The sequence below is a fragment of the Helicobacter canadensis MIT 98-5491 genome (assembly GCF_000162575.1).
Taxonomy (GTDB): domain Bacteria; phylum Campylobacterota; class Campylobacteria; order Campylobacterales; family Helicobacteraceae; genus Helicobacter_D; species Helicobacter_D canadensis.
Map to the genome: position 1 here is coordinate 1,533,180 of NZ_CM000776.2, position 23,927 is coordinate 1,557,106.

Here is a 23,927-nt window from a genome sequence, read left to right on the forward strand (position 1 = left end):
AAAATTCTTGGGATTTTACTCCAAATTGTATTAAACAAGAATTATTCTATAAACTAATTACCTTGTTAAAGTCTTTTTAACTATTTTTTCACTAGACTTCAAGTTATGAAAAAAGTCTTATCTTCAAAAATTTTTCTTAGTTTTTTTGGTTTAATTCTTATTGCTTTAATATTGGCAGTCTTGATATTCTCCCCCATAGGAAATTATTTTATCAAAAATGCCCTTTTAGCAAAGCTTGAAACACACACGCAAATGCAGTGGAAAAGCCATAATTTCAAGCTCACACCAAGCACTATTACGCTCGAATTTAGCACCCAAGATGACAAATTAGAACTTTTTTTAAAAGGCGATTATTCACTTTTTTTACAAACCCTAAAGGGTGATTTTTATATTAACTCCAAAGGCTTTCAAACTCTTTTTAATCAAAAAGTCTTATCTTTTAGAGACAATCAATGGATTGAGGGAAATTTTGAAGGAAATTTTCACCACTACACACTTTATGCATCAAGCAATCTTTTTCTTTCTCAAAGCAACTTAACCGCTACACTTCATTATTTATCTCCACAAACTATCAACCTTAATCTCACCAATGGATCACTAGCTTCCCTTTTAGAAACCTTAAATGAAAAGCCCTATGGCGATGGAATCATTACTTTAAATGCCAATTTCACTCATCTACAAAAATCCTATGATGGCACTTTTGATCTAGAAATCGAAGGGGGTGAATTAGATAAAAACCTCTTTTTATCTGAATTTAACCTAGAAATTCCAAACACAAGCTTTATAGGCAAACTTGAAACAACTTTACAAAACAATGCTCTAACGCACTATTTAAAAATCTATTCTACCATTGGCGATGCCCTTATAAAAGGAACTACTAATATCTACTCTCTAGCTACTAACACGAATTTTAAAATTAATCTAGCTAGTCTCTCACCTCTTTCACCTTTTTTTAAAATTCCTCTCAATGGTTCTTTTGATGCCAAAGGAATCGCTAAGGGAGATTTTAAAAATATGCTTTTAGATGGAGAAATACAACTTTCTCATTCTCCCCTTAATTACAATCTCAATTTACAAAACCTAAAGCCAAAAACTCTAAAAATTTCATCAAAAGATCTTAAAGCTCAATCTCTCTTCTTGCTTTTCAATAAAAATCCCTATTTTGAAGGCAAAGTTGATTTAAAAGTAGATTTACGAGATTTTTCCCAAGGAATTTCGGGTATTATTGCACTTGATAGCCAAAATCTCTTTATTAATAGCCCCCTTTTAGAAGAAAAAACACAAATTGGATTCCCTTCAACTAATTTTACCTTTAATTCACAAATTGAACTTGCCAATGGAAGCGGAATAGTTAATTATCTCTTAGAATCTAATTTCTTAAAACTTCAAGCACAAAAAGGCAATTTAACCTTAAAGTCCTTAAAATTTGAGTTCCCAACTACACTAGAAGTCACCAAACTTCAAAACCTTTCTTATCGCAATAAAACCGCCCTTCAAGGCTCTTTAATCACTCAAGGCATTCACACAGAAGATTCTTTTGAGCTCCAAGGCACACTTAATTACAATCAAAACCAAAATCCTTTTTCATTAATGCTAACTCCCCAAAACTTCGCACTTAGAATCCAACAAATCCCTTCTAGTCAAATTTATACACTTTTTGATCAAGCTCCACGCTATTTTAGTGGAATAGGCAATTTTAGCCTTAATAGCGACTTTATTAATCATATCAATAATATTAATTTTGATATTCATAGTCTTTCATTCCAATCAACTCCTTTGCTTCAAGAGTTACAAAACAAAAGCAAACAAAATTTCACAAAAGAAAACTTTAATGGCTATATTTATAACACCACTCTACAAAATGAGATTCTCCAAAGCCGTATCTCTTTACAATCCAAGAACTTTAAAATCCAATCCCAAAAAATCACTACTAATCTTAATACCAAAGAGATTGAAGGGGATTTCACCCTTAAAACAAAATCCAAAGAATCAAAATACACAATCTATGGCAAAACTTCTCATCCAAGAATCAAACCCATTCAATAAGACAATATCTTTAAATTAGCCATATTTAAATTCACTTTTATCTCTTTTTTGTTTAAATTCCATACTTATTTTACTAAAGGCAAATATTATGGAAGATCTAAAGCAAACCTATCCTGATTCACTCCCTTACCATCAAGGTGGAAAACTCGAAGTCATCCCAAGAACTAAAGTTGAAAATGAGCACGATTTATCTCTTGCATATTCTCCTGGTGTTGCAGTGCCTTGCAAAGAAATTCAAAAAGATCCAAATTTAGCTTATGAATATACTTCAAAAGGCAATCTTGTTGCTGTTATTTCAAATGGCACTGCTGTTTTGGGATTAGGTAATATTGGAGCTCTAGCAGGAAAACCTGTTATGGAAGGAAAAGCGGTTTTATTTAAAAAATTTGCCGACATTAATGCCTTTGATATTGAAATTGATGAAACCAATCCTGATAGATTCATTGAAATTGTTAAAGCCATTGCCCCTACTTTTGGCGGAATCAATTTAGAAGACATTAAAGCACCAGAATGCTTTTATATTGAAAGTCGCCTTAAAGAGATTCTTGATATTCCCATTATGCACGATGATCAACACGGCACTGCAATTATTTCGGCTGCAGGCATTATCAATGGTGCAAAAATTGCCAATAAAAATATTCAAGATTTAAAAATGGTTGTTTTAGGAGCAGGTGGTGCAGCAATTGCTTGTGCAAAAATCGCACAAAAACTTGGCGTAAAAGAAATTATTATGTTTGATAGCAAAGGTGCTATCACGACACACCGCAAAGATTCCCTTAATGGCTTCAAAAAAGATTTTATTATTGATAGAAAAATTGACACTTACAAAGAAGCCTTAGATGGTGCTGATATTGTGCTTGGATTATCAAGAGGAGATATTTTGGAAGCAAAGGATATTGAAGGAATGAATAAAAATCCAATGATTTTTGTAATGAGCAATCCTATCCCAGAAATCGATCCCAAACTTATAAGGGAAGTGCGTCCTGATGCAATTATTGCTACAGGCAGAAGCGATTACCCCAATCAAATCAATAATGTCTTAGGATTCCCTTATATCTTTAAAGGTGCGCTCAAAGCACGTGCAAAAAGCATTAATGAATCAATGAAACTTGCCGCAGCCAATGCTCTAGCACAACTCGCACAAGAAGAAATACCACCAGCCCTAAAAGCAGAATTAGAAAAAATTCACCAAAGAAAATTTGAATTTGGCAAAGAATACATTATCCCCTCTCCTTTTGATTGGAGACTTAAAGATTTTATCTCTAATGCTGTAGCACAAGCTGCTATTGATAGTGGTGTCGCAAGAATAAAGGCTTTATAAATGGAAGAATTTGATTATAAACTTGTAATGTTTGGTTTTAGTGCCTTGTGTGAAGATTTAGAAGAAGTCCAAAGACGACTTTCTCTTTACCCCAAAGAACGCTATGAACTTGAAAATGGCGAAGAATGTTTTTTAATCGATCTAAGAACCAAAGAACAATTTCCTATTATCTTAGAAAACAATCGCTTTGTTATTTCAAAAACTCCCAAAAATCTTGACTAGAAAAACCTATTTTTAAGCCTTTTTGGCTACAATTTCATCTCCCCAAAATAAAGAGTCTTTTTCAAAATAAATACTACAAGGAAAAAATTATGAAAAAAGTGTTATTGTTGATGAGTGGAGGTGTTGATTCAAGCTATTGTGCCTATTTACTACAAAAACAAGGTTATAGTGTTTATGGAATTTATCTTAAACTCCACGATAAAGAAGAAAAACACGATTACTACACTAGAAATATTCAAAAATGCGCAGAATCCCTTAACATTCCCTATCAAATCGTTGATGAACGCGAACTTTTTAAAAAAAGCGTTTATGATTATTTTGTCGATTCTTACAAAAAAGGCTTAACGCCTAATCCTTGTGCAATGTGCAATCCTAATGTAAAATTTAATATTGCTTTTAAACTTGCTAAAGATTTAGGCTGCGAATTTGTAGCAACAGGACATTACGCCCAAATTAAAAATGGCAGAATCGCTCAAGCAGTTGATACGCACAAAGATCAAAGCTATTTTCTCTTTGGATTAAAACCAGAATGGATCGAAAAAATCATCTTCCCTTTAGGTGATAAAAAGAAAGAAGAAATTAAACCTATTGCACTCAAAGAACTACCTTGGCTTGGAACTTTAGAGACTTACAAAGATTCTCAAGAAATTTGCTTTGTTGAAAATTCCTATATTGATGTCTTAAAAAAACATCACAAAACCGAACAAAAAGGGGATGTGCTTGATTCTAAGGGCAATAAGATTGGCACCCATAAAGGCTATATGCAATACACTATTGGCAAACGCAAAGGCTTCACCATTAAAGGCGCACTCACCCCTCATTATGTGCTAAAAATTAATCCACAGGATAATACCATTATTGCAGGTAGCAAGGAAGAATTAGCAACAAATAAAGTCCAAGCTCTCAATCTCTCACTACCTAAAGAATGGTTTCAGGATAACAAAGTTTTAGACTGCGAAGTAAAAATCCGTTACAAAAGTCATAAGATTCCAGCACAAATCACTTTGATGAGCAATGGCAATCAAGATATTATTACCGCTAATCTTAAAGAGTCTGCCTATGGCGTAGCCAATGGACAAGCCTTAGTTTTATATAATGGTAATGAAGTTTTAGGCGGTGGATTTATTGGGGATTTCTAACCCAATAAATCCAATTGTATTAATTTGTTTCAACTTTTCACACTATCCTATCCTAAACCGCCTAAATTCTCACAATATTTTCAAATTCATTAAGAAAAAGAAATGCAATTGCAATCCTTTTTCTTTGTTTTAAAGTTAGAGAGGTATAATTTTTAGACATTAAAACAAGAAGGAACAAAATGAAAAACAGAATTGCAGTTGCAACAGACTTTTCCCAAAAAAGCTTAATGGCACTTACTAAAGCTATCTATTTAGCTAAAAAACTTCAATACACTTTAGATATTATACATGTTGTAGAATACTCCATATTTCACAATCCCAAAAAAGACAAAAAAGCCGGTAAAGATGCCTTAGCAAAATTTCTTAAAAACCACTTCCCAAATCCAGAAGTCGAAATGCAGCAATTTTGTTATGTAGGAACAATCCATAAAGAAATCAATCAACACATTAAAGAACGCGAATGCCGTCTATTGTGCATAGGCGCAACAGGAGAAACTCAACACTTAACCGATATTTTACTTGGGTCTGTCACAAAACAAATTGTCAAAAAATCACCTATTCCAGTCTTAGTGGCTAAAAATGAAACGCTACCTGATTATACCAATATTTTTTCACCCACTGATTTTAGTGAAGCTTCTAGCAAAATTGCTAAAATTACCAAAAAATTCTTCCCTACCGCTCATCTCATTTTCTATCATATGATTAGCCGTCCTTTTGAAATTCGACTTGGGCATTATGGTGCCAATGACGAACAAATCTCAAATTTCAATCAAACCTTAGAAAACAAAACCAAAGAATTGGCTAAAAAATTTCTTAAAAATTTCCCTGAACATAAAAATGAAGTGGTGCTTGATAGTGGAATTCTTTCTTATACAAGACTTTTAAGTGTTGCTGAAAACAAAAATGCTTCACTCATAGCTCTTCCCACTAGCGGAAAAGTAAGCTTTTTTGCATTGGATGTTTTGGAAAATTCCAAAATTGATGTCTTTATTTGGAAATTTTAAGCCTTATGGGTAGATGAAAAATCTCTGCCCTCCGCTTTTTATCAATTACAAAGAACGCCTTGTTTTTTCTCTTTTTTTGCTTGGCGTATTAATTTGCACATTAAGCTATAAATACTATCAATTCCACACCCTAAAATCTCAAAAATTTCCCCAAATTCAAGCCAATGTTATTTTGCAATACCAAAAAACCAAAGGGCAAAAACGCTATTTTGTTTTGAAACTAAAAAGCAACTTTGGGACATTTTACACAACTTCTTGGGAGGATTTAAAAAATCTAAAAAACAAAAGAGTCTCTTTAAAGATTATCTTAGAAAAGGTTAATTTTTGGGATTTTATAAAAGGCTTTTATGCGCCAAGTTTTCAACTTGCTTTAATGCAAGAAGAAGATTTTAGAAAGCCCCTTAGGGATTTTATTTTACAACAGCACAAAACGCTTTTAATGGGAGAATACTATCTCTCACTTTTTCTATCTGATCCTTTGCCACTGCCTTGGAGAGAACTAGCCCAAAGCTATGGAATCGCCCATATCTTTGCCATTTCTGGCTATCACACTGGAATCCTAAGTGCTTTAGGATTTTTAATCTTAGGCTGGATTTACACTCCCTTGCACAGACGCTATTTCCCTTATCGGAATCGCTATTTTGATTTAGGCATTATTGTTTTGTCTTTGCTTGTTGGCTATTATTTCCTCCTCACACAATCCCCCTCTTATCTTAGAGCTTTGGCAATGTCTTGCATTGCATTTTTTTTGCTTTTTAGGGGCTTAGATATTTTACGATTGGAATCATTTTTTTGGAGCATTGCAATCCTTCTTGCCTTTTTTCCTTCTTTGATTTTTTCAATCGGATTTTATTTTTCCTGCCTTGGAGTTTTATATATTTTTTTATTTTTTAAATACTTTAAAATTCCGCATTCTTTTTTCAAAAAACTTCTCTATGGTCTTAGCATTAACATTTCCACTTTTTTTCTTATGGGCATTGTGGTTTATTATTTCTTTCCGCCTTTTTCTCCGCTCTCCCTTAGCTCAATCCTGCTTACTCCCCTTTTTAGCTTGTATTATCCTTTTATTTTTGTTGCACATTTTTTTGGTTTTGGAGGATTGCTTGATTCTATGCTTTTGTGGTGGCTTAGCCTAGAAACACACACGATTATTTTACAACCTAGCTTTTATCTTTTTATATTTTGCAATTTCCTAACGATTCTAGCTATTTTCTACCGCAGTGCTTTTTTTGCACTTTTTTTGCTTAATTTTATTTATTATTTATATGGCATTATTTTGTATTTTCAAATATTATAAGATTCAATTTTTACACATTAAAAAATTCTATTTGGTTTTTTTTCTAAAATCGGTTAAAATTCCTAGATTATTTTACCCTTACAAAGGAAGATTGTGAATGAATTAATTTCAAAAATTAGCAAAGGAATTTTTGTTATTCTACCCTTTTTATTGCTATTTTGGATTTTTTCTTTTGTTTATGATTTTTGTGCTGCGATTTTTTATTCTATTTTTGGAATCACTAATGCAAATTTAGCCATTACGCTCTTAATCTTTGCAATTAGCCTTGCTTTACTTTATTATATCGGGCATTTAGTGGATAAAAACAAGGAATTCTTACTCATTAGAGTTACAGAAATCATCATTGGCAAGATTCCCGTGGTTAAAAGCATTTATTCTGGAATCAAAGAAGTTTTAAATATTTTTTCTGGAAAGAATAAAGAGGGCTATTTAGGTGTAGCTTATGTTGATATGGGAAATATGGAGCTTATGGGATTTATCACCAAAGAAGATGGGGATCATTATTGGGTTTTTGTCCCCACTACTCCCAATCCCACTTCAGGCTTTATCCTAAGAATCCACAAGGACAACATAAGAATATCAGATTTATCAGTCAGTGATGGATTTAAAAAAATCATTTCTTTAGGAGTTAAATAGTGTTGCAAAAAATAAAAGATTTTAGCGAACTTGTCATGTTTCAGCATAGCATTTTTTCTATGCCCTTTATTTTTATTGCAATGCTAACTGCCGCACAAGGTTGGTTTGGATGGAAACTGCTTGCATTTGGTGTGATTGCAAGCATTAGTGCAAGAAATTTTGCAATGGCGTTTAATCGCTATGCAGATAGGAAATTTGATAGCACAAATCCACGCACCAAGAATCGCCCAAGCGTTGATGGTAGAATCTCTCCTTTTGCGATGCTTATTTTTATTTTTATTAATGCATTGATTTTTATCCTTATGGGTTGGCTTATTAACCCCTTATGCTTTTATCTTTCTTTTCCGATTCTGCTCATCTTAGCAAGTTATTCTTTAATGAAGCGATTAACCTCAGCAGCGCATTTAGTTTTAGGACTTTCACTTGGATTGGCACCTATTGCTGGGGTAGCTGCCGTTAGTGGAGAGATTCCGCTATGGAGTGTTTGGCTTTGCTGTGGCGTTTTATTTTGGGTAGCGGGATTTGATTTGCTTTATGCCTTGCAAGATATTGAACACGATAAAAAAGAAGGCTTATATTCTATCCCAAGCGTTTTTGGAGTGCAAAATACACTCTGGATTTCGCGGATTTTTCATCTTTTAACACTAATTTTTTGGGCATTGTATATTATTAGTTCAGATTCTGGCGTTTTTATGTGGATTGGGCTTTTAATTTCAACAATAGCACTTGGCTATGAACAATTCCTAGTTTCAAGGAATTTTCAAAATATCCCCAAAGCTTTTTTTGCTGTTAATGGTTATTTAGGAATCGTATTCTTTGGTTTTTGTGTTTTAGATTTGATTTTTAGGAATTAAAATGGAAAAAAGTCGCTTAATTAATACTGCTCTTAAAATTCACTATGACACTGCACATAGCAACGCAGAAGAATTTGCTATTGAATTTAATAAACTCACGCAAAGCGATGAAGATCCAATAGGTGAATGGTTGCGTTTAATGCGTGCTAAAAAGGGAAATTTTGATAATGAAAACACAATAGTCCTAGAACTTTTAGTTGAAATTTATCGTAAGATTGAATTACTAGAACACAAGATTCAAGGTGAAACTAAATCTTATATTCCTTTAAGCAATGAAGGACTCATTACCACCATTGGGCATAGCTGCTTTAAAATAAAAGATTCCACATTACAAGAAGATACCCTTTATTATGGCAGAGTAGAATTGCCCACTTTTCCTACCCGCATTATTCCTATTTATTTTGTTTTTCATACTAATTTAGCATTAATTGAAAAAATTCATGCACGCGATGAAAATGAATGGGATAGCTATGTTGCTTCAAAAGAAAGGGCTCTCATTCGCTCTATCAAATCCAACAAAGGAGTTTAATAATGCTCAATGACGAAAATATTTTGCTTTGGATTATCATTGGAATTGCAATTGTTTTCATTCTTTTTGTGTTTTATCTTTATTTCAAAGAAAGAGAAAACACCAAACGATTTAATCGCTATGAGCATTCTATTGAAGAATTAAACAAAGAAGTCTATCGCCTCCAAAAAAAACTCAAAGATTCTGAAAATCACTTAGAAAAATTCCAACAATCTCTTAAGCAACAAATCTATCAAGAAACACGCTTAGAGATGAAAAATGTCCTTGATTCTAATCTGTTTGCACAAATCTCTCCCCTAAAATCCACTTTACAAAACCTTCAAGAAGAATGGAAAGATTATCAAGAAAAAATGGACAACAAAACCATTATCTTAGAAGAAAGAATCAAGGAATTTGCTTACACCCCAAGCAATCCTACTAACATTGATGAAGGAAGAATTGTAGCAATGTATAAAGATGGTTGGAGTGTAGATTCAATTGCCAAAGAATTACGAATTGGCAAGGGCGAAGTAGAATTCACTTTGAAATTTGCCAATTTAGATTAAAAGGATTTTGATGCTATTACGCGTTCCTGCTACAAGTGCTAATTTAGGTCCAGGATTTGATAGCTTAGGACTTGCCTTAGAGCTTTATAATTACTTTAGTTTAAAACCTTCCAAATTTTCTTCCATTCAAATCCATGGAGAAGGATCTAAAAATCCCAAATTACGAATCGACAATGTCTTTGTTAGAATCTTCAATGAACAACTTAAAAAACTCATTGGCAAAACTCTTCCTTTTAAATTTACCTTTGAAAATTCTATCCCTATTTCAAGGGGTTTAGGAAGTAGTTCGGCTGTTATTATTGGTGCTATTAGTGCTGCCTTTAAAGTTGCACAAATTCCGCTAGATAGACAAAAGATTCTTGATATTGCACTGCGCTATGAATCTCATCCAGATAATATTACTCCTGCTTGTGTGGGGGGATTTAATGCCTGTATGCTTTCTTGCAATCAAGTGCGTTTTATTAAAAAAAATCTGCCAAGCACTATTGAAGCTATTGTTGTCATACCCAATCAATCTATATCCACACATTTATCACGCAAAACCCTTCCCCAAAAATATTCTCAAAAAGATGCTATTTTTAATCTTTCTCACTCCACCCTTTTAGCTAGTGCATTTTTTGAAGAAAAATGGGATTTATTAAGAGAAGCTAGTATGGATCGTTTTCATCAATTTTTTAGAATGAAGCAAATACCCATTCTTTTTGAAGTGCAAAAAACCGCACTCAATAACGGAGCTTTAATGAGCACTCTTTCAGGAAGTGGTTCAACTTTTTTTAATCTTTGCTTCAAAGAAGACACCCAAAATCTCAAAAAAGCCCTAAATGATAAATTCCCAAGATTAAAAGTGCTACCATTAAAATTTGATAATTTTGGAGTGGTTTTTGATGATGAATTTAAGTTCTAGTTTGTTATAATAGAGATTTTATGTCTAATCCAATTAGAATGTGTGTGGTTTGCAGGGAAAGATTTGAGCAAAGGCAGCTTATCCGTTTGCAATATAAGGATTCAAAACTTAGTCTTTTTAATGGACAAGGAAGAAGTTTTTATATTTGTAAAAATTGCCAAAATACCCCAAAACTTATCAATTCTATCGCTAGAATTTGCAAAATTGACAAAAAATACAAAGAAAATTTAAAAGAATCATTAAAGGAGATTTTTATATAATGGAGAAAATCCGCATTAGTCAAATCGCTAAAGAAATTGGAAAAACCAGCAAAGAGATTCTTCAAAAAGCACAAGAATTAGGATTTGAAGCAAAAACTGCTTCTAGTGCCGTAACTACCGAACAAGCAGAAGAATTATACAATTATGTTTTATCAGGGAAAAGCATAGAAACCAAAGCAACAAAAACTGAAGCAAAGAAAATAAAAGAAGAATCAAAAAATCAAAAAACTGCCAAAGAATCAGGTGCTAAAAAAACCCAAACCAAAACAAGCACCAAAACTACCAAAGAAACTTCAAAAGATAAAAAAGCTAAAGAAATTACTCCAAAAGAAAATCAAGAAATTATAGAAACTCTAGAATCTCCAAAAGAAACTACACCCACAAATGAAATCCAATCTCCAAAGACAACCGCACAAGATAATCCAACAATTAAACGCACAGGTTTGCGTATTGTTAAGAAAAATAATCTCAAAAGTGAAATCCAAGAAGAATCCATTAAAATTCAAGAAGACAAAAAAGAACCCGCCAAAACTTTACAAGATTTACTAGGGAATCTAGACAATGATCACGCCGAAAAGAAAGAAAGAAAAAAGAAAAAAGAAAAGGTTTCCCTTGTTTCTAAAAAACACAATCAGCACAAAATGGATTTATTGGATAATCGCGAATTTCAAAGTTCTGATGAAGATGAAGATGAAGGAATTATATTATTTGATTTGAGTGTGCAAGATGAAGTGGATATGGATGAAGAAGAAAACGAAAAAAAAGCCACCACAGAACGAATCAAGATTCAACGCCACAATCCTTTTATGGAGCAAGGTAGCACACGCCGATCAAATCGCAAAAAAGCTCCAAAGCCGCAAAAAACACAAGAAGCTGTGCAAGGTGTTGTTACTATTCCAGAAGAAATTAGAGCTTATGAATTTGCAGAAAAGATTGGTCGTAGCACAGGCGATGTGATTAAAGTTCTCTTTAATCTTGGAATGATGGTAACTAAAAATGATTTTTTAGAAAAAGATGCTATTGAGATTCTAGCAGAAGAATTTGGAATCCAAATTGAACTACAAAACACAGCTCAAGAGCTTGATTATACGCAACTTCATGAAGATGAAGATAATTCTAAAGACTTAGTGGAACGCGCTCCAGTAGTTACGATTATGGGGCATGTTGATCATGGTAAAACTTCTTTACTTGATTATATTAGAAATACCAAAATTGCTTCAGGAGAAGCAGGGGGAATCACGCAACATATTGGAGCTTATACAATCACTAAAAACAATAAGCAAATTACTTTTATTGATACTCCAGGACACGAAGCTTTTAGTGAAATGCGTGCAAGAGGTGCTTCAGTAACCGATATTGCCATTATTGTTATTGCGGCTGATGATGGTATCAAACCTCAAACTATTGAAGCGCTAAACCACGCAAAAGCAGCAAACGCACCTATTATTATTGCAGTAAATAAAATTGATAAGCCTGAAGCCAATACCGATAAGGTTAAAGCTGAAGCAGCCGAGCTTGGCTTTACTCCGCTAGAATGGGGAGGAGAATATGAATTTGTGCATATTTCTGCCAAAACAGGCGAAGGGATTGATGATTTATTAGAGACTATTTTACTCCAAGCTGAAATCTTAGAGCTAAAAGCCAATCCAAACAAACCTGCTCGTGCTGTTGTCATTGAAAGCAGCCTAGAAAAAGGCAAAGGACCTGTTGCTACTCTCATTGTGCAAAATGGAACACTCAAAATAGGTGATAGCATTATTGCTGACACAGCTTATGGAAGAGTTAGGGCAATTAGTGATGATTTAGGTAAAAATATCACCACCATTACTCCTTCTGGAGTGGGTGTGATCACTGGGCTTAATGAAGTTCCACCTGCTGGATCTATCCTTTTGGCAGTAGAAAATGATAATATCGCACGCGATTATGCACAAAAGCGTGCGGCACACTTACGACAAAAAGAACTTTCACATTCAACAAAAGTTTCTTTTGATGAACTAAGCTCTATGGTAGCACAAGGACAACTAAAAAATCTACCTGTGATTATTAAAACAGACACGCAAGGAAGTCTAGAAGCCATTAAAGGCAGCCTAGAAAAATTGCAAAATGAAGAAGTGAAAGTTAATATTATCCACAAAGGTGTGGGTGGAATCACTGAAAGTGATATTACACTAGCTGCAGCAAGTAGCAATTGCGTGATTTTAGGTTTCAATGTGCGTCCAACAGGAAGCGTAAAAAACAAAGCCAAAGAACTTGGAATCGAAATTAAAACTTATTCTATCATTTATGCGCTTATTGATGATATTAAAGCCTTACTTGGTGGCTTACTCTCTCCTGTCTTTGAAGAAGAAAATACGGGACAAGCTGAAGTGAGAGAAACATTTAATATCGCAAAAGTTGGGACAATTGCGGGTTGCTTTGTTAGCGATGGTGTAATACAAAGAGGCATCAAAGTCCGCTTAATCCGCAATGGTGTGGTAATCCACACAGGCAATATTGCCTCGCTTAAAAGATTCAAAGATGATGCAAGGGAAGTGCAAAAAGGCTTTGAATGCGGTATTATGCTAGAAAATTACAATGATATTCAAGTGGGCGATGTGTTTGAAACTTACAAAGAGGTTGCAAAGCAAAGGACTTTTTAATTAATGAAAAATATTAAATTAGAGCGCACTCAATCGCTTTTAAAAGAATTAATTCCAATGGCACTAGCCAATCTCAATGACACGCGACTTAATTCGCTAAATGTGATTGAAGTAAAATGCTCTAAGGGTAAATATTCTGCCCAAGTTTTCTTGGAATCCTCTTTTTTAACCAAAAAAGAACAAACAGAAATACTCAATCAACTCAAAAAAGCTAGAAGTCTTATCAAAGAATATTGCCTAGAAGAGACGGGTTGGTTTAGATGTCCTGATTTTCAATTCTTTTTTGATGATTCTTTAGAGAAAGAGAACCGCCTTGATCAAATCTTTCATACCATCGCTCTAGAAAAAGAAAAAAGGAAGAATGATGTTAATTAGCCAAGATCTACAAACAAAAATTCAAAAACTTGTTGAAAGTTTTGATTGCAAACTCTATGATATTGTAACACTCAAAGAAAATGATAATCAAATTCTACGCATTTTTGTAACCAAAAAATCATCAGTTAGCCTTGATGATTGTCAAGAAATTAGCCTTGCACTTTCACCACTTTTGGATGTTGAAATCCCTGAATCAAAAAGTTATTTTTTAGAAGTGAGTTCTCCAGGTATTGAACGCACATTAAAAACCAAAGAACATTACTGCGATGCCATTGGAGAATTACTAAAAGTAAAAACTTTTGCTAAAGAAGAGTTTAAAGGTAAGCTTTTAGCTGTCAATAGCGACAATCTCGAACTTGAAAATAACATCATCATTCCCCTTGATTCTATTAAAAAAGCGCAAACTTATTTTATATGGTAGATGATAATTTTTATTTAGAACTTGCTATCAAGGAGGCTTGGAAAACTCAATGCCAAACCCTACCCAATCCAGCTGTTGGTGCTTTAATCTTAGATCATAATGGCAGGATTCTAGCCCTACAAGCACACCAAGAAGCAGGAAAGCCTCACGCTGAAGTCTTAGCGCTTAAAGAGGCTTACTTTAATCTCACACAAGATTCCAATATACTCCCTTTAGAACAATCCATTCAAATACACGAATATTTAAAACAAAAAGCTCATAGCTTATTCCATAATGCCACTCTTTATGTTACTTTAGAACCCTGCATGCACGAAGGCAAAACGCCCTCGTGTGCCGCACTACTAGAATCATTAGGAATTAAAAAACTTATTATTGGCACAAAAGATCCTAACCCAAAAGCACAGGGTGGAGCAGAATATTTACAACAAAGGGGATGTAAAATTATCAAAGCTTGGGAAAATAAAGAACTTCAAAAAAGCTCAATTTTAGCTAATGATTTATTGTTACCCTTTAATTCCTTACAAAAAAAAGGGAATTTTATACTTTTTAAATACGCCTGTAGATTAAATGGCAGTATCAATGGAGGGCAAATTAGCTCCAAAGAAACACAAATTTTTATGCATAATCTGCGTTGCAAACTTGATGAACTCGTTATTTCAGGTAAAAGTGTGTTAATTGATAACCCAATACTTGATTCGCGTTTCAATTCCCTACAAAGCCAAAAAAATCCCAATATAACCATTCTTACACGCAAAAACGATTTTCCTCAGACTGCGCCACTTTTTTCTATCCCAAATCGCCAAGTTAGAATACTACATTCTATTCCAAATTTTTCAGGCTTTATAATGTGTGAGGGGGGAATAAATCTTCTCCAAAACCTCCTACCTCAAATAGATATGTTACTTGTCTTTTTAAGCCCTACTCTATCCACCTATGATCTAGCACCTCATTTCAATGCAAATTTTAAACTCCTTCATAGTCAGCCAATCAGAAATGATCTAGCCCTATGGCTTTTACCAAAGAAAGAGTGCTAATTCATCCCCTAAAAAATAATCCTTAGCATAGATTCTCCCTGCCCTTTTTTCAACCTTTTTTTCTTTTAATAAAATCTCTAATTCCTTTTTTTTGGTAATTCTATCCTCTAGCACCCCAATACAAGATCGAAATCCAAGAAACAAATGCTCTAAGTCTAAATCCCTTTGACTTAAAGTCTCTTGCGTATATTCCGCCCCTTTTAAATAATCTTCAATCCCACAAACTCCATAGCTTCTCACACCCGCTATGCAACCCACACCCCCTGCTCCAACGCCCAAATAATCCTTTTGTTCCCAATAAGCTAAATTATGTTTAGATTGATAACCGCGTGAATAATTACTCACTTCATATTGCAAGAATCCTGCCTGTCTTAATTCCTCTCTTACAAAATGCCCCATACTTGCAAATCCTGCAAACTCGCCACTAAATTCTTGTTTCTTTTGGGTAAAAAATCGGCTTCCCTCATCAATGCTTAGTTGATAGGCAGAAATATGATTAATAGGCAACTTGGAAGCCATTTGTATTTCTTGTTTTAAAAGATCTTGATTGCAAAAAGGTGTCCCATAAATTAAATCAATACTAAGATTCTCTAAGCCCACTTTGGTTGCATTATCAATAGCTTCAAACACAGAATCTACTCTATGATTACGCTCCAAAAATCGTAATTTATCAACAAAAAAACTCTGCACTCCAAGACTTAAGCGATTAACCCCCATTTGTTTTAATTCTCTAATCCACTCTAAGCTTAGTGAATTAGGATTAGCTTCAATATTAATCTCTATATCTTGAGTGAAATAAGGCTCTAGAATCTTAAAAATGCTACGATATTGGCGCGATTCTACCACGCTTGGAGTGCCTCCGCCAATATAAAGAGAAGTAACTTTAGAAACACCAAAATGAAGCAACTTATTCTGCAAATCCCTAACAAGTGTCTGCATATATTGCTCTTTGAGATGATTTTTATTTGTTTTTGAATTAAACGCACAATATCCACATTTGCTATCACAAAAAGGAATGTGCAAATAAACTGCGACTTCCAAATATATTCCTAAAGCATCATATTAAAAATTTCATCACCACAATTTCACTCAATATCACTTGGTTAAGTTTCAAAATAAAAATATTAATATTAAAAATGTAAAAATATATGAAAATGATAGTGTTGCAGTAATGGCAGAGAGGAAGGGATTCGAACCCTCGAAGGCTTGCACCTTACACGCGTTCCAGGCGTGCTCCTTCAACCACTCGGACACCTCTCTAAAAATAAAAGCAGAATTTTACACTATTAAAAATAAGAAAGCATTGAATCCCACAAAGGGATTCTAAAAGTTATTTAGTTGTTGCCATTTTTCTACGCAAGTAAGCAATCTTACTTTGTAAGGGTAGATTTTTAGGGCAAACATCGTGGCATGCAAGTAAGCTCATACAACCAAACACGCCATTATCATCTCCCACTAGCTCGTAATAATCCGCATCGGTGCGTTGATCGTGTGGATCAAGCATAAAACGCACCACGCGATTTAATCCTGCCGCACCCACAAAATCTTCACGCATTAGCTTTGTTCCACACGCGGCAATACAACAACCACATTCAATACATCGATCAAGCTCAAAAATCTCTTGTGCTACTTCTGGCTCAACACGATCTTCAATCTGACTCATATGTTCTTCACTTTTTTCTTGTGCGTGAATCCAACTCTCAACGCGTTTGCTCATACCATTAAACCAATTTCCTGTATCCACCGATAAATCTTTGATAAGTTTAAAAGCAGGGAGTGGCATAAGTGTGATTACGCCATCTGGAAAATCTTTTGTCAAGGTTCTACAAGCAAGTCTAGGGCGACCATTTATCATCATTCCACAACTTCCACAAATACCTGCACGACAAACAAAATCAAAACTCAAATCAGGATCATATTGCTCTCTAATCATATTTAAGACAATGAAAATTGTCATCGAATGTGCTTCTTGCAATTTGTATTCTGCAAAATGTGGTTTTGAAACTGCACTATTTGGATTAAATTTCAAAACCCGAATAGTTAAGGTTCTGTTGCTACTTTCTACTGCTCCACTCATTGTTTATCTCCTATTCTTTGATTGCGTGCTTTGTAATATGGTTGCAATTCAAATGGCATTAATGCCTCTTGAATCTCATAGCGATCTTTGCCTTCTGCTTCCATTTTTGTGCGGATATTGTCGATTTCTTCTTGTCGTCTCAAACTCTCTGGATTTTCAATAATCATTCCCTTGGCTCCATATCCACGGAATCCTGGTGCAATTTCCATTGTGGCAATATCTAATGGCTCATAAGTAACGGTTGGCAAAGTTTGATCAGGATTTTCCCAAGAAGTCAAAGTTCTCTTAAGCCAATTCAAATCATCGCGTTTTGGAAAATCTTCTCGGCTATGTGCTCCTCTAGATTCTGTCCTATCTAAAGCACCTTTTGCAACACAAAGTGCGATTTTTAACATTTTTGGCACACGATAAGCTTCTTCTAATTCTGGATTAGCGTGCATTCTCTTAGTTTTAATGCTAATGTTTTTAGAGCGAATATAAAGTTTTTCTAATTCATTAACAGCTTCTTGCAAATGCGATCCATCTCGGAAAATACCAACTTTATCACCCATAATTTGTTTCATTTTGTCTTTAATTTCAAAAACATTTTCTCCATTTTCTCTTGCCAAAATTGATTCAAGGTAAGCTTGTTGTTTTTTCAAAAATTCTTCAACAAATTCTGTTTGAATATCCACATAAGTTTGCTGACAACTCTCTGCAAAATAATCTCCAATAATCATACCGCTCACCACCGCTTCACTCACCGAGTTTCCGCCTAATCGGTTAAATCCGTGTAAATCCCAACAAGCTGCTTCTCCCGCAGAAAAAAGCCCTTTTAAAGCACTTTCTCCCTTATGATTAGTGCGGATTCCACCCATACAATAATGTTGCATTGGCTTAACTGGAGCCCATTTTTCGGCTGGATCAATACCTGCAAAACATTCACAAATCTCTTTTACATCTCTTAGATTAGTTTCAATATGCTTTCTACCCAAAATAGAAATATCTAGCCATAAATGTTCGCCATAAGGAGATTTTACACCCTTACCTTCGCGTATTCTTTGGAGCATTCTTCGAGCAACCACATCGCGACTTGCAAGTTCTTTTTTCTCAGGCTCATAATCTGGCATAAAGCGGTATCCATCCACATCACGCAATACTCCACCATCTCCACGGCAACCTTCGGTTAATAAGATTCCACTTGGGAAAAGTCCTGTTGGGTGAAATTGCACTGCTTCCATATTACCAAGCTTTGCAATCCCTGTTTCAAGCGCTATGGCACTTCCTGTTCCTTCGCAGATTACTGCGTTAGTTGTGTCTTTATAGATTCTACCATATCCACCTGTTGCAATCAGCGTTCCTCTTGAAACATAGGCAATGAGTTCTCCAGTAATAAGATCTCTCACGATTGCTCCATAGCATCTACCATCTTTATGGATAATAGCAATCGCTTCTTTTCTATCGTGAATATCAACATTATGTTTCAAAGCTTCATTAGCTACAGCAAATAACATTGAATGCCCTGTAGCATCAGCTGTGTAGCAAGTTCTCCATTTTTTAGTTCCACCAAAATCTCTTGAATGGATTAATCCATGGCGGAATTCTTCTTCTGTAATAGTTGTTTTTTGTGCGTTAATAACTGCGGTTCTATCGCCTTTTTTAATTCTTGTCCAAGGCACCCCCCAAGCAGCTAATTGCCGAATGGCTTTTGGTGCAGTGGTTACAAACATTCTTGCTACCTTTTGATCACAACCCCAATCGCTTCCTTTTACCGTGTCTGCAAAATGTAAGTCTTCATTATCTCCATCACTCATTTTTGAGTTACCAAGACTAGCTTGCATACCCCCTTGTGCTGCGGCAGAATGGCTTCGCTTAACAGGGACAAGACTTAAAACAATAGTACTCAAACCTCTTTCTTGACAGGCAACTGCAGATCTAAGTCCAGCTAATCCTCCGCCAATTACCAATGAATCACAATATATTATTTTCATCTAAAAACTCCTATAAACTTTTTCCAAGCGCAATCCAAGTGAAATCCGCGATAAAAGCAATAACTCCAAGAATAATAAAAATTGAAAATATCGCAATTTTAATGTTGCGTCTTTTGATATTGCTTTGTGCTGTTGTTGGCGCTTCAAGTGGAACCCATTTGATAATCACGCGATACAATCCAATACTTGCGTGCAAAACCATAACCACAAGCAAAACAAGATAAAACTCTGCTAAATTACCTTGAACAAATCTTGCTGCTGAATTAATCGCATTAATTTCTGTAGAATTAAATAAAATAGTTACTAAATGCGCACTTCCCAAGAAAAACAAAATAAAGCCTGTGAGAAATTGAATCCACCAAAGTGTTGTATCGCAATGTTTCATTAAGCTTTTATGTGTTTTAAAAAGCATAAGTTGTTGAAAATTCGCTGGGAATTTTCTCATTGCCAAAAAGGCGTGTGTTACAAAAAATGCACTAATTATAATCACAACAAAAGTAGTGATTATAGGAATACCTTTTCCAAAAATCAAAGATCCTTCGCTAAAAGCAACTACCGCATCAAATGCTTCAACCCCAAAAAGAATCGACGATGTAAAACACATATGAAACAAGATAAACACCGCCAAAACTAGACCTGTGATACTTTGCCATTTATCCCAACGCGCCGGATTCTTTCTTTTTTTTCTTTCTGAAGTTATTTTAAGATAACTTTGAATAACGACTTCATCATTTTGCATAAAATCCTCCTAAAAGTAGTGAATATGCCAAGTGCCAACAAGCACAACCGCCCCTTATTTTATAAACCTAACTAATTATAAAACAAAAAATGAAAAAATTCCATAAATATTTTACTTTTTATGAATTTGCAAAAATGCTTCAATCACAAATCAAACAAAAAGTATCACTCTTGCTTAAAACTAATAAAAGATTAAGTTTTTATAGAATATAAAGAGATTAAAAATTACTTAGGAGAAAAAATGCTTCCCTTTAGCGATCAAAAATTATTAAAGCCAGTAGAAATTGTGATTGACAAAGTTCGTCCGATGCTTATTAATGATGGCGGAAATGTAACTTTGCTTAAAATTGAAAATGGTAAAGTTTATGTGCGTTTAGAAGGTGCTTGTAAAGGCTGTCCAAGCAGCTCAAAAACACTTAAATTTGGGATTGAGAGTGCGCTAAAAAATGAAATTCATCCCGATATTGAATTAATTAATGTAGGCTAATATGCGCTTAACCCAACAATGCTCAAAATATTTAAAAAAAGCTCAAGAATCTTTTAAAAAAGGAAAATATCCAGAATGCCTAGGATTTTGTTCTTTAGCTAGTGGGATTCTCTCTGAAATTCAAGATAATCCTAGTTTTATTGCCAAAAATAAAGTTTTTTTACAAATGCTGACAATGTTAGCTGATATGGCATTAGACCATAAAGATGAAGCAACAAGTTTATTTGATTATTACCAAATTATTAAAGATTCCAAAACTCCCAATGCACAACAAGAAATTATTACAATGATAGAAAATTTTGACAAGAATATTTTTGCACTTAATCTTGCCATTCAAAGTATTCAAGAATCTGATATTGATAAAAATGACGGAATCTTGTATAAGGATTTTCAAAAAATAGCTGATGATATTGGTTTCAAAGAAGCTTTTGAAGATTTAATGTTTAGCACGAAAATTATTTTTACACACAAAGGCGATTTTTTATTTTTTATGCAAAATCTCGTTGATTATGGCTTCAAAGAAGTTGCAATGAATTATTTTGAAAATATTGGCAATATTCTCTTTTTGGATAAAGATTTTCTAAGAATCTACAAACAGATTCTTAAAACAGGAGATTATCAATGAAAATTGTGTTAGAGGATTCTAAAGATTTTAAATTTTTAAGCGATGATTCAAGAGAAGTCTCTAAAGATTGTGCCTTTTTTGTTACACAAAGCTCCAAAAAATATCTCAAAGAAGCTCAAGAAAAAGGCTGTAAGTTTTTTGTTACCCCTAAAGAATTATCAAGCTATTTAAAATTAAATTTGCAATGCATTGGCATCACAGGAACAAACGGAAAAACTACCACCGCTGCAATGATTTATTCTATCCTTTTAGATATGGGCTATAAAGTTGGTTTGCTTGGAACGCGAGGATTTTTTATTAATGGAATCCAAAAACGCCCAAAAGGGCTTACAACTCCCTCCACACTAGAAATTTACACTGCTATCAATGAAGCCAAACAAGAGGGTTGTGAATTTTTTGTTATGGAAGTAAGCTCCCACGCTATTACCCAAAACCGAATCGAGGGCTTAGAGTTTGCACTAAAAATCCTAACTAATATCACAAGCGATCATTTAGATTATCACAAAACCCTAGAAAATTATATCGCAACTAAAAACTCCTTTTTTAGCAACCCAAATGACAAAAAACTTATCAACAAAGATGAAAAAAACGCCCAATATCCACTACAAAATACCCTGACTTATGGAATCGAATCAACCTCCACTTTTAGCATCAAAGCCTATAGCCTAAAAGGTGGAATCACCGCACAAATAACCTATGGTAGCCAAGTAGCCACTTTGGATTCGCCACTCCTTGGCAAGCACAATCTCTATAATGCACTTGCCGCCATTGGCGCAGTGCAAATGCTAACCCAAAAACCCCTGCAAGAAATTGCCAATCAATTAGAAAATTTTGGGGGAGTTATGGGGCGTATGCAAATTATCAACCAAAAGCCTCTTATTGTCGTTGATTTTGCACACACCGAAGATGGAATGGAGCAAATTTTTCAATCTTTTCTACATCAAAAAATCGCAGTACTTTTTGGAGCAGGTGGCGATAGGGACAAAACAAAACGCCCAAAAATGGGATTTTGTGCAAGTAAATACGCACAAAAAATTTATATCACAAGCGATAATCCACGCAATGAAGATCCAAAAACCATTATGCAAGAGATTCTAAGTGGAATCCCACAAAGCAAACGCTCAAGAGTTATTTTAGAAGAAAATCGTGCTTTGGCTATCCAAAAAGCCATTGCCGAACTCAAAGAAGATGAAGTGCTGCTTGTGCTTGGAAAAGGCGATGAAACTTATCAAATTATTGGTGATCGCACCTTACACTTTGATGATTCAGAAGAGATAAAAAAAGCGCTCAAAGCCAAATAAGACTAATCCAAAAACTCTATAATTCCGCGTTTTAAGATAATTTTATTTTGCTTTTCTAAATCTTTTAAAACTCTTGAAACAGCCTCTCTAGCACTTCCTAGTGCATTGGCAATTTCTCCGTGCGTGATATAAAGTCTCTTTTTATTATCCCCATTAGCTTTAAGTGCATCAAGCAAAAAGTTAAAGACTCTTTGATTTAAAGATTCAAAAGCCAAAGAACTAAGCGAATCAACTACCTTGCTTAATCTCTGCGACACCAAATCCAAGTGAAATTGCTTTGCCTTAGGGTATTTTAAGCTCAATTGATCAAATACTTTACTAGGCAGAATCCACACGCTAGAAGTCTCTACAAATTCTAAATTCACTTCAAAAGTGATATTTTTAAAAATACAAGAAGCCGAAAGAATGCAATAATCGCCCTTATGGAGTGTAAAAAGATTAATTTCTTTTGCATAAGAAGAAATAATATAAGCCCTAAGTGCGCCATATTCAATCAAAACTAACCCGCGACACTCATCTTCTCCACTAGCGATTCTCTGTCCTTTTGCGAAACTCTTAGAATAAACTCTCTTGCAATAAATCTCCCTATCTTCTTTGGAGACTTCCCATTTTTCCATTAATTCCAATATTGTTTGTTGCAAATTTTCCCTTTAGAGACTTTGAAATTCTATATTTTGTCAAAATTCGCCTTACAATTCACTAAACAGTTAAACAAAGACAAACTAATCAATTTCACATTCACAAACCAACCAAGCAAAAAGGACTTAGGCTATTAGTTTTATATGGATTTTAAATGAGTCTTTATCTAAAAAGCATCAAAAGATATAAAACTGCTATAAAGAATCTTTGAAGTTTCACTTGATAGAAGCAGAATCTTAAAAAATACAAATCTTAAATTTCTTTATGGTAAAATATTACAGAGCTTAGAGTAGAAAAAGTCTATGTTTTAGTCCCTTCTTAAATTTCTTTATGGTAAAATAAAAACTGCTTTTAGAATGGCATTGCAAGGGTTTTAGTCCCTTCTTAAATTTCTTTATGGTAAAATTTTAAATCCGATAGCAATGCATTAATTTACGTTTTAGTCCCTTCTTAAATTTCTTTATGGTAAAATTTTAAATCCGATAGCAATGCATTAATTTACGTTTTAGTCCCTTCTTAAATTTCTTTATGGTAAAATTTATACCTAAAAAACCAAGAAATTTAGGGATTTAAGTAGAAAAATTAGTGAAAAATATGCTAAAATTTTTCTAAAGAAATTTAAAAAGGGACTAAAATAAGTGGTTTTCGGTAAGCCACGCAGGATTAAAATTCCTTTTAAAACCGAATCTTTTAAGCTTATTTTATTAGCAATAGCCATTAAATCAAAAATATTTTAATAGCTTTTGCATTCAAAGAATAAAATTAATCACTCTACAAACTACACAAAAATATCAAATGTGCAAAATCAACAAAGTTTTTATTACTTTTAAACAAATATAATCCTAATTGCTTTTTTCTTTTAAA

General features: G+C 34.1%; 24 protein-coding genes and 1 tRNA gene. 19 read left to right on the top strand and 6 right to left on the bottom strand.

The genetic code is table 11. From position 1 onward, the window contains the following. Positions 1-105 precede the first annotated feature (105 nt). From HCAN_RS07585 to ribD, 16 genes are all read left to right on the top strand, one after another. On the top strand, positions 106-2,046 hold the full coding sequence (locus HCAN_RS07585) for a translocation/assembly module TamB domain-containing protein (RefSeq protein WP_006656525.1): 1,941 nt from the start codon (positions 106-108) through the stop codon (positions 2,044-2,046). 88 nt (positions 2,047-2,134) lie between these two features. Continuing rightward, complete coding sequence (locus tag HCAN_RS07590) at positions 2,135-3,367, top strand: malic enzyme-like NAD(P)-binding protein (protein WP_006656526.1); 1,233 nt, start codon at positions 2,135-2,137, stop codon at positions 3,365-3,367. Then, entirely contained in the window at positions 3,368-3,589 is a 222-nt protein-coding gene (locus HCAN_RS07595; RefSeq protein ID WP_006656527.1) for a hypothetical protein, read from the top strand. A gap of 89 nt (positions 3,590-3,678) precedes the next feature. Further along, entirely contained in the window at positions 3,679-4,728 is a 1,050-nt protein-coding gene (gene mnmA / locus HCAN_RS07600; RefSeq protein WP_006656982.1) for a tRNA 2-thiouridine(34) synthase MnmA, read from the top strand. 179 nt (positions 4,729-4,907) lie between these two features. After that, positions 4,908-5,732, top strand: a complete 825-nt coding sequence (locus HCAN_RS07605; RefSeq protein WP_006656530.1) for a universal stress protein — start codon at positions 4,908-4,910, stop codon at positions 5,730-5,732. Positions 5,733-5,745: 13 nt separating this feature from the next. Beyond that, a complete protein-coding gene (locus HCAN_RS07610; protein ID WP_006656983.1) occupies positions 5,746-7,029 on the top strand; it encodes a ComEC/Rec2 family competence protein in 1,284 nt (427 codons plus the stop codon). 93 nt (positions 7,030-7,122) lie between these two features. Then, entirely contained in the window at positions 7,123-7,665 is a 543-nt protein-coding gene (locus tag HCAN_RS07615; RefSeq protein ID WP_006656532.1) for a DUF502 domain-containing protein, read from the top strand. Further along, a complete protein-coding gene (gene mqnP, locus HCAN_RS07620) occupies positions 7,665-8,519 on the top strand; it encodes a menaquinone biosynthesis prenyltransferase MqnP (protein ID WP_006656533.1) in 855 nt (284 codons plus the stop codon). Before HCAN_RS07615 ends, mqnP begins: the two co-directional genes overlap by 1 nt. 1 nt (position 8,520) lies before the next feature. Continuing rightward, positions 8,521-9,048 carry a hypothetical protein gene (locus tag HCAN_RS07625; RefSeq protein WP_006656534.1) on the top strand — a complete coding sequence of 176 codons (528 nt, stop codon included), beginning with the start codon at positions 8,521-8,523 and terminating at the stop codon, positions 9,046-9,048. A 2-nt stretch (positions 9,049-9,050) separates the two neighbouring features. After that, complete coding sequence (locus HCAN_RS07630; protein ID WP_006656984.1) at positions 9,051-9,593, top strand: DUF6115 domain-containing protein; 543 nt, start codon at positions 9,051-9,053, stop codon at positions 9,591-9,593. A 10-nt stretch (positions 9,594-9,603) separates the two neighbouring features. Next, positions 9,604-10,497, top strand: a complete 894-nt coding sequence (thrB, locus tag HCAN_RS07635) for a homoserine kinase (protein ID WP_006656985.1) — start codon at positions 9,604-9,606, stop codon at positions 10,495-10,497. Positions 10,498-10,517: 20 nt separating this feature from the next. Continuing rightward, positions 10,518-10,757 (top strand): DUF448 domain-containing protein, encoded by a 240-nt coding sequence (locus HCAN_RS07640; protein WP_006656537.1) that lies wholly within the window; start codon positions 10,518-10,520, stop codon positions 10,755-10,757. Beyond that, the gene (infB, locus tag HCAN_RS07645; protein WP_006656538.1) at positions 10,757-13,396 is read left to right on the top strand and encodes a translation initiation factor IF-2; all 2,640 of its coding nucleotides are present in this window, start codon (positions 10,757-10,759) and stop codon (positions 13,394-13,396) included. The genes HCAN_RS07640 and infB overlap by 1 nt, the downstream gene beginning before the upstream one ends. Positions 13,397-13,399: 3 nt before the next feature. Then, positions 13,400-13,771 carry a 30S ribosome-binding factor RbfA gene (gene rbfA / locus HCAN_RS07650; protein WP_006656539.1) on the top strand — a complete coding sequence of 124 codons (372 nt, stop codon included), beginning with the start codon at positions 13,400-13,402 and terminating at the stop codon, positions 13,769-13,771. Continuing rightward, a complete protein-coding gene (locus HCAN_RS07655) occupies positions 13,761-14,192 on the top strand; it encodes a ribosome maturation factor RimP (RefSeq protein WP_006656540.1) in 432 nt (143 codons plus the stop codon). The genes rbfA and HCAN_RS07655 overlap by 11 nt, the downstream gene beginning before the upstream one ends. Further along, the gene (gene ribD, locus HCAN_RS07660; protein WP_006656541.1) at positions 14,186-15,226 is read left to right on the top strand and encodes a bifunctional diaminohydroxyphosphoribosylaminopyrimidine deaminase/5-amino-6-(5-phosphoribosylamino)uracil reductase RibD; all 1,041 of its coding nucleotides are present in this window, start codon (positions 14,186-14,188) and stop codon (positions 15,224-15,226) included. The genes HCAN_RS07655 and ribD overlap by 7 nt, the downstream gene beginning before the upstream one ends. Here ribD and hemW read toward each other — a convergent pair. From hemW to HCAN_RS07685, 5 genes are all read right to left on the bottom strand, one after another. After that, positions 15,206-16,267, bottom strand: a complete 1,062-nt coding sequence (hemW, locus tag HCAN_RS07665) for a radical SAM family heme chaperone HemW (protein WP_006656542.1) — start codon at positions 16,265-16,267, stop codon at positions 15,206-15,208. The two genes, ribD and hemW, sit on opposite strands and share 21 nt — an antisense overlap. Before the next feature lie 131 nt (positions 16,268-16,398). Next, positions 16,399-16,486, bottom strand: a tRNA-Ser gene (locus HCAN_RS07670). Between the two features lie 70 nt (positions 16,487-16,556). Further along, positions 16,557-17,303 carry a fumarate reductase iron-sulfur subunit gene (locus tag HCAN_RS07675; RefSeq protein ID WP_006656543.1) on the bottom strand — a complete coding sequence of 249 codons (747 nt, stop codon included), beginning with the start codon at positions 17,301-17,303 and terminating at the stop codon, positions 16,557-16,559. Next, positions 17,300-19,273 carry a fumarate reductase flavoprotein subunit gene (locus HCAN_RS07680; RefSeq protein WP_006656544.1) on the bottom strand — a complete coding sequence of 658 codons (1,974 nt, stop codon included), beginning with the start codon at positions 19,271-19,273 and terminating at the stop codon, positions 17,300-17,302. Before HCAN_RS07680 ends, HCAN_RS07675 begins: the two co-directional genes overlap by 4 nt. Before the next feature lie 10 nt (positions 19,274-19,283). Continuing rightward, positions 19,284-20,012 (bottom strand): fumarate reductase cytochrome b subunit, encoded by a 729-nt coding sequence (locus tag HCAN_RS07685; protein WP_006656986.1) that lies wholly within the window; start codon positions 20,010-20,012, stop codon positions 19,284-19,286. A 240-nt stretch (positions 20,013-20,252) separates the two neighbouring features. Here HCAN_RS07685 and HCAN_RS07690 point away from each other — a divergent pair, with 240 nt between their 5' ends. From HCAN_RS07690 to HCAN_RS07700, 3 genes are read left to right on the top strand one after another with little or no spacing between them, the layout of a single operon-like run. Beyond that, the gene (locus HCAN_RS07690) at positions 20,253-20,498 is read left to right on the top strand and encodes a NifU family protein (protein ID WP_006656547.1); all 246 of its coding nucleotides are present in this window, start codon (positions 20,253-20,255) and stop codon (positions 20,496-20,498) included. 1 nt (position 20,499) lies between these two features. After that, a complete protein-coding gene (locus tag HCAN_RS07695) occupies positions 20,500-21,123 on the top strand; it encodes a hypothetical protein (RefSeq protein ID WP_006656548.1) in 624 nt (207 codons plus the stop codon). Further along, a complete protein-coding gene (locus tag HCAN_RS07700) occupies positions 21,120-22,424 on the top strand; it encodes a UDP-N-acetylmuramoyl-L-alanyl-D-glutamate--2,6-diaminopimelate ligase (RefSeq protein WP_006656549.1) in 1,305 nt (434 codons plus the stop codon). Before HCAN_RS07695 ends, HCAN_RS07700 begins: the two co-directional genes overlap by 4 nt. A 2-nt stretch (positions 22,425-22,426) precedes the next feature. Here the strand turns inward: HCAN_RS07700 and HCAN_RS07705 are convergent, their stop codons facing one another. After that, the gene (locus tag HCAN_RS07705; protein WP_006656550.1) at positions 22,427-23,065 is read right to left on the bottom strand and encodes a Crp/Fnr family transcriptional regulator; all 639 of its coding nucleotides are present in this window, start codon (positions 23,063-23,065) and stop codon (positions 22,427-22,429) included. Between the last annotated feature and the right edge of the window lie 862 nt (positions 23,066-23,927).

Bases quoted from the DNA above. Each gene is read 5' to 3' on its own strand.
- HCAN_RS07585 (WP_006656525.1), top strand. From the start codon at position 106: ATGAAAAAAGTCTTATCTTCAAAAATTTTTCTTAGTTTTTTTGGTTTA.
- HCAN_RS07590 (WP_006656526.1), top strand. From the start codon at position 2,135: ATGGAAGATCTAAAGCAAACCTATCCTGATTCACTCCCTTACCATCAA.
- HCAN_RS07595 (WP_006656527.1), top strand. From the start codon at position 3,368: ATGGAAGAATTTGATTATAAACTTGTAATGTTTGGTTTTAGTGCCTTG.
- mnmA (WP_006656982.1), top strand. From the start codon at position 3,679: ATGAAAAAAGTGTTATTGTTGATGAGTGGAGGTGTTGATTCAAGCTAT.
- HCAN_RS07605 (WP_006656530.1), top strand. From the start codon at position 4,908: ATGAAAAACAGAATTGCAGTTGCAACAGACTTTTCCCAAAAAAGCTTA.
- HCAN_RS07610 (WP_006656983.1), top strand. From the start codon at position 5,746: ATGAAAAATCTCTGCCCTCCGCTTTTTATCAATTACAAAGAACGCCTT.
- HCAN_RS07625 (WP_006656534.1), top strand. From the start codon at position 8,521: ATGGAAAAAAGTCGCTTAATTAATACTGCTCTTAAAATTCACTATGAC.
- HCAN_RS07630 (WP_006656984.1), top strand. From the start codon at position 9,051: ATGCTCAATGACGAAAATATTTTGCTTTGGATTATCATTGGAATTGCA.
- thrB (WP_006656985.1), top strand. From the start codon at position 9,604: ATGCTATTACGCGTTCCTGCTACAAGTGCTAATTTAGGTCCAGGATTT.
- HCAN_RS07640 (WP_006656537.1), top strand. From the start codon at position 10,518: ATGTCTAATCCAATTAGAATGTGTGTGGTTTGCAGGGAAAGATTTGAG.
- infB (WP_006656538.1), top strand. From the start codon at position 10,757: ATGGAGAAAATCCGCATTAGTCAAATCGCTAAAGAAATTGGAAAAACC.
- rbfA (WP_006656539.1), top strand. From the start codon at position 13,400: ATGAAAAATATTAAATTAGAGCGCACTCAATCGCTTTTAAAAGAATTA.
- HCAN_RS07655 (WP_006656540.1), top strand. From the start codon at position 13,761: ATGTTAATTAGCCAAGATCTACAAACAAAAATTCAAAAACTTGTTGAA.
- ribD (WP_006656541.1), top strand. From the start codon at position 14,186: ATGGTAGATGATAATTTTTATTTAGAACTTGCTATCAAGGAGGCTTGG.
- HCAN_RS07675 (WP_006656543.1), bottom strand. From the start codon at position 17,303: ATGAGTGGAGCAGTAGAAAGTAGCAACAGAACCTTAACTATTCGGGTT.
- HCAN_RS07680 (WP_006656544.1), bottom strand. From the start codon at position 19,273: ATGAAAATAATATATTGTGATTCATTGGTAATTGGCGGAGGATTAGCT.
- HCAN_RS07685 (WP_006656986.1), bottom strand. From the start codon at position 20,012: ATGCAAAATGATGAAGTCGTTATTCAAAGTTATCTTAAAATAACTTCA.
- HCAN_RS07690 (WP_006656547.1), top strand. From the start codon at position 20,253: ATGCTTCCCTTTAGCGATCAAAAATTATTAAAGCCAGTAGAAATTGTG.
- HCAN_RS07695 (WP_006656548.1), top strand. From the start codon at position 20,500: ATGCGCTTAACCCAACAATGCTCAAAATATTTAAAAAAAGCTCAAGAA.
- HCAN_RS07700 (WP_006656549.1), top strand. From the start codon at position 21,120: ATGAAAATTGTGTTAGAGGATTCTAAAGATTTTAAATTTTTAAGCGAT.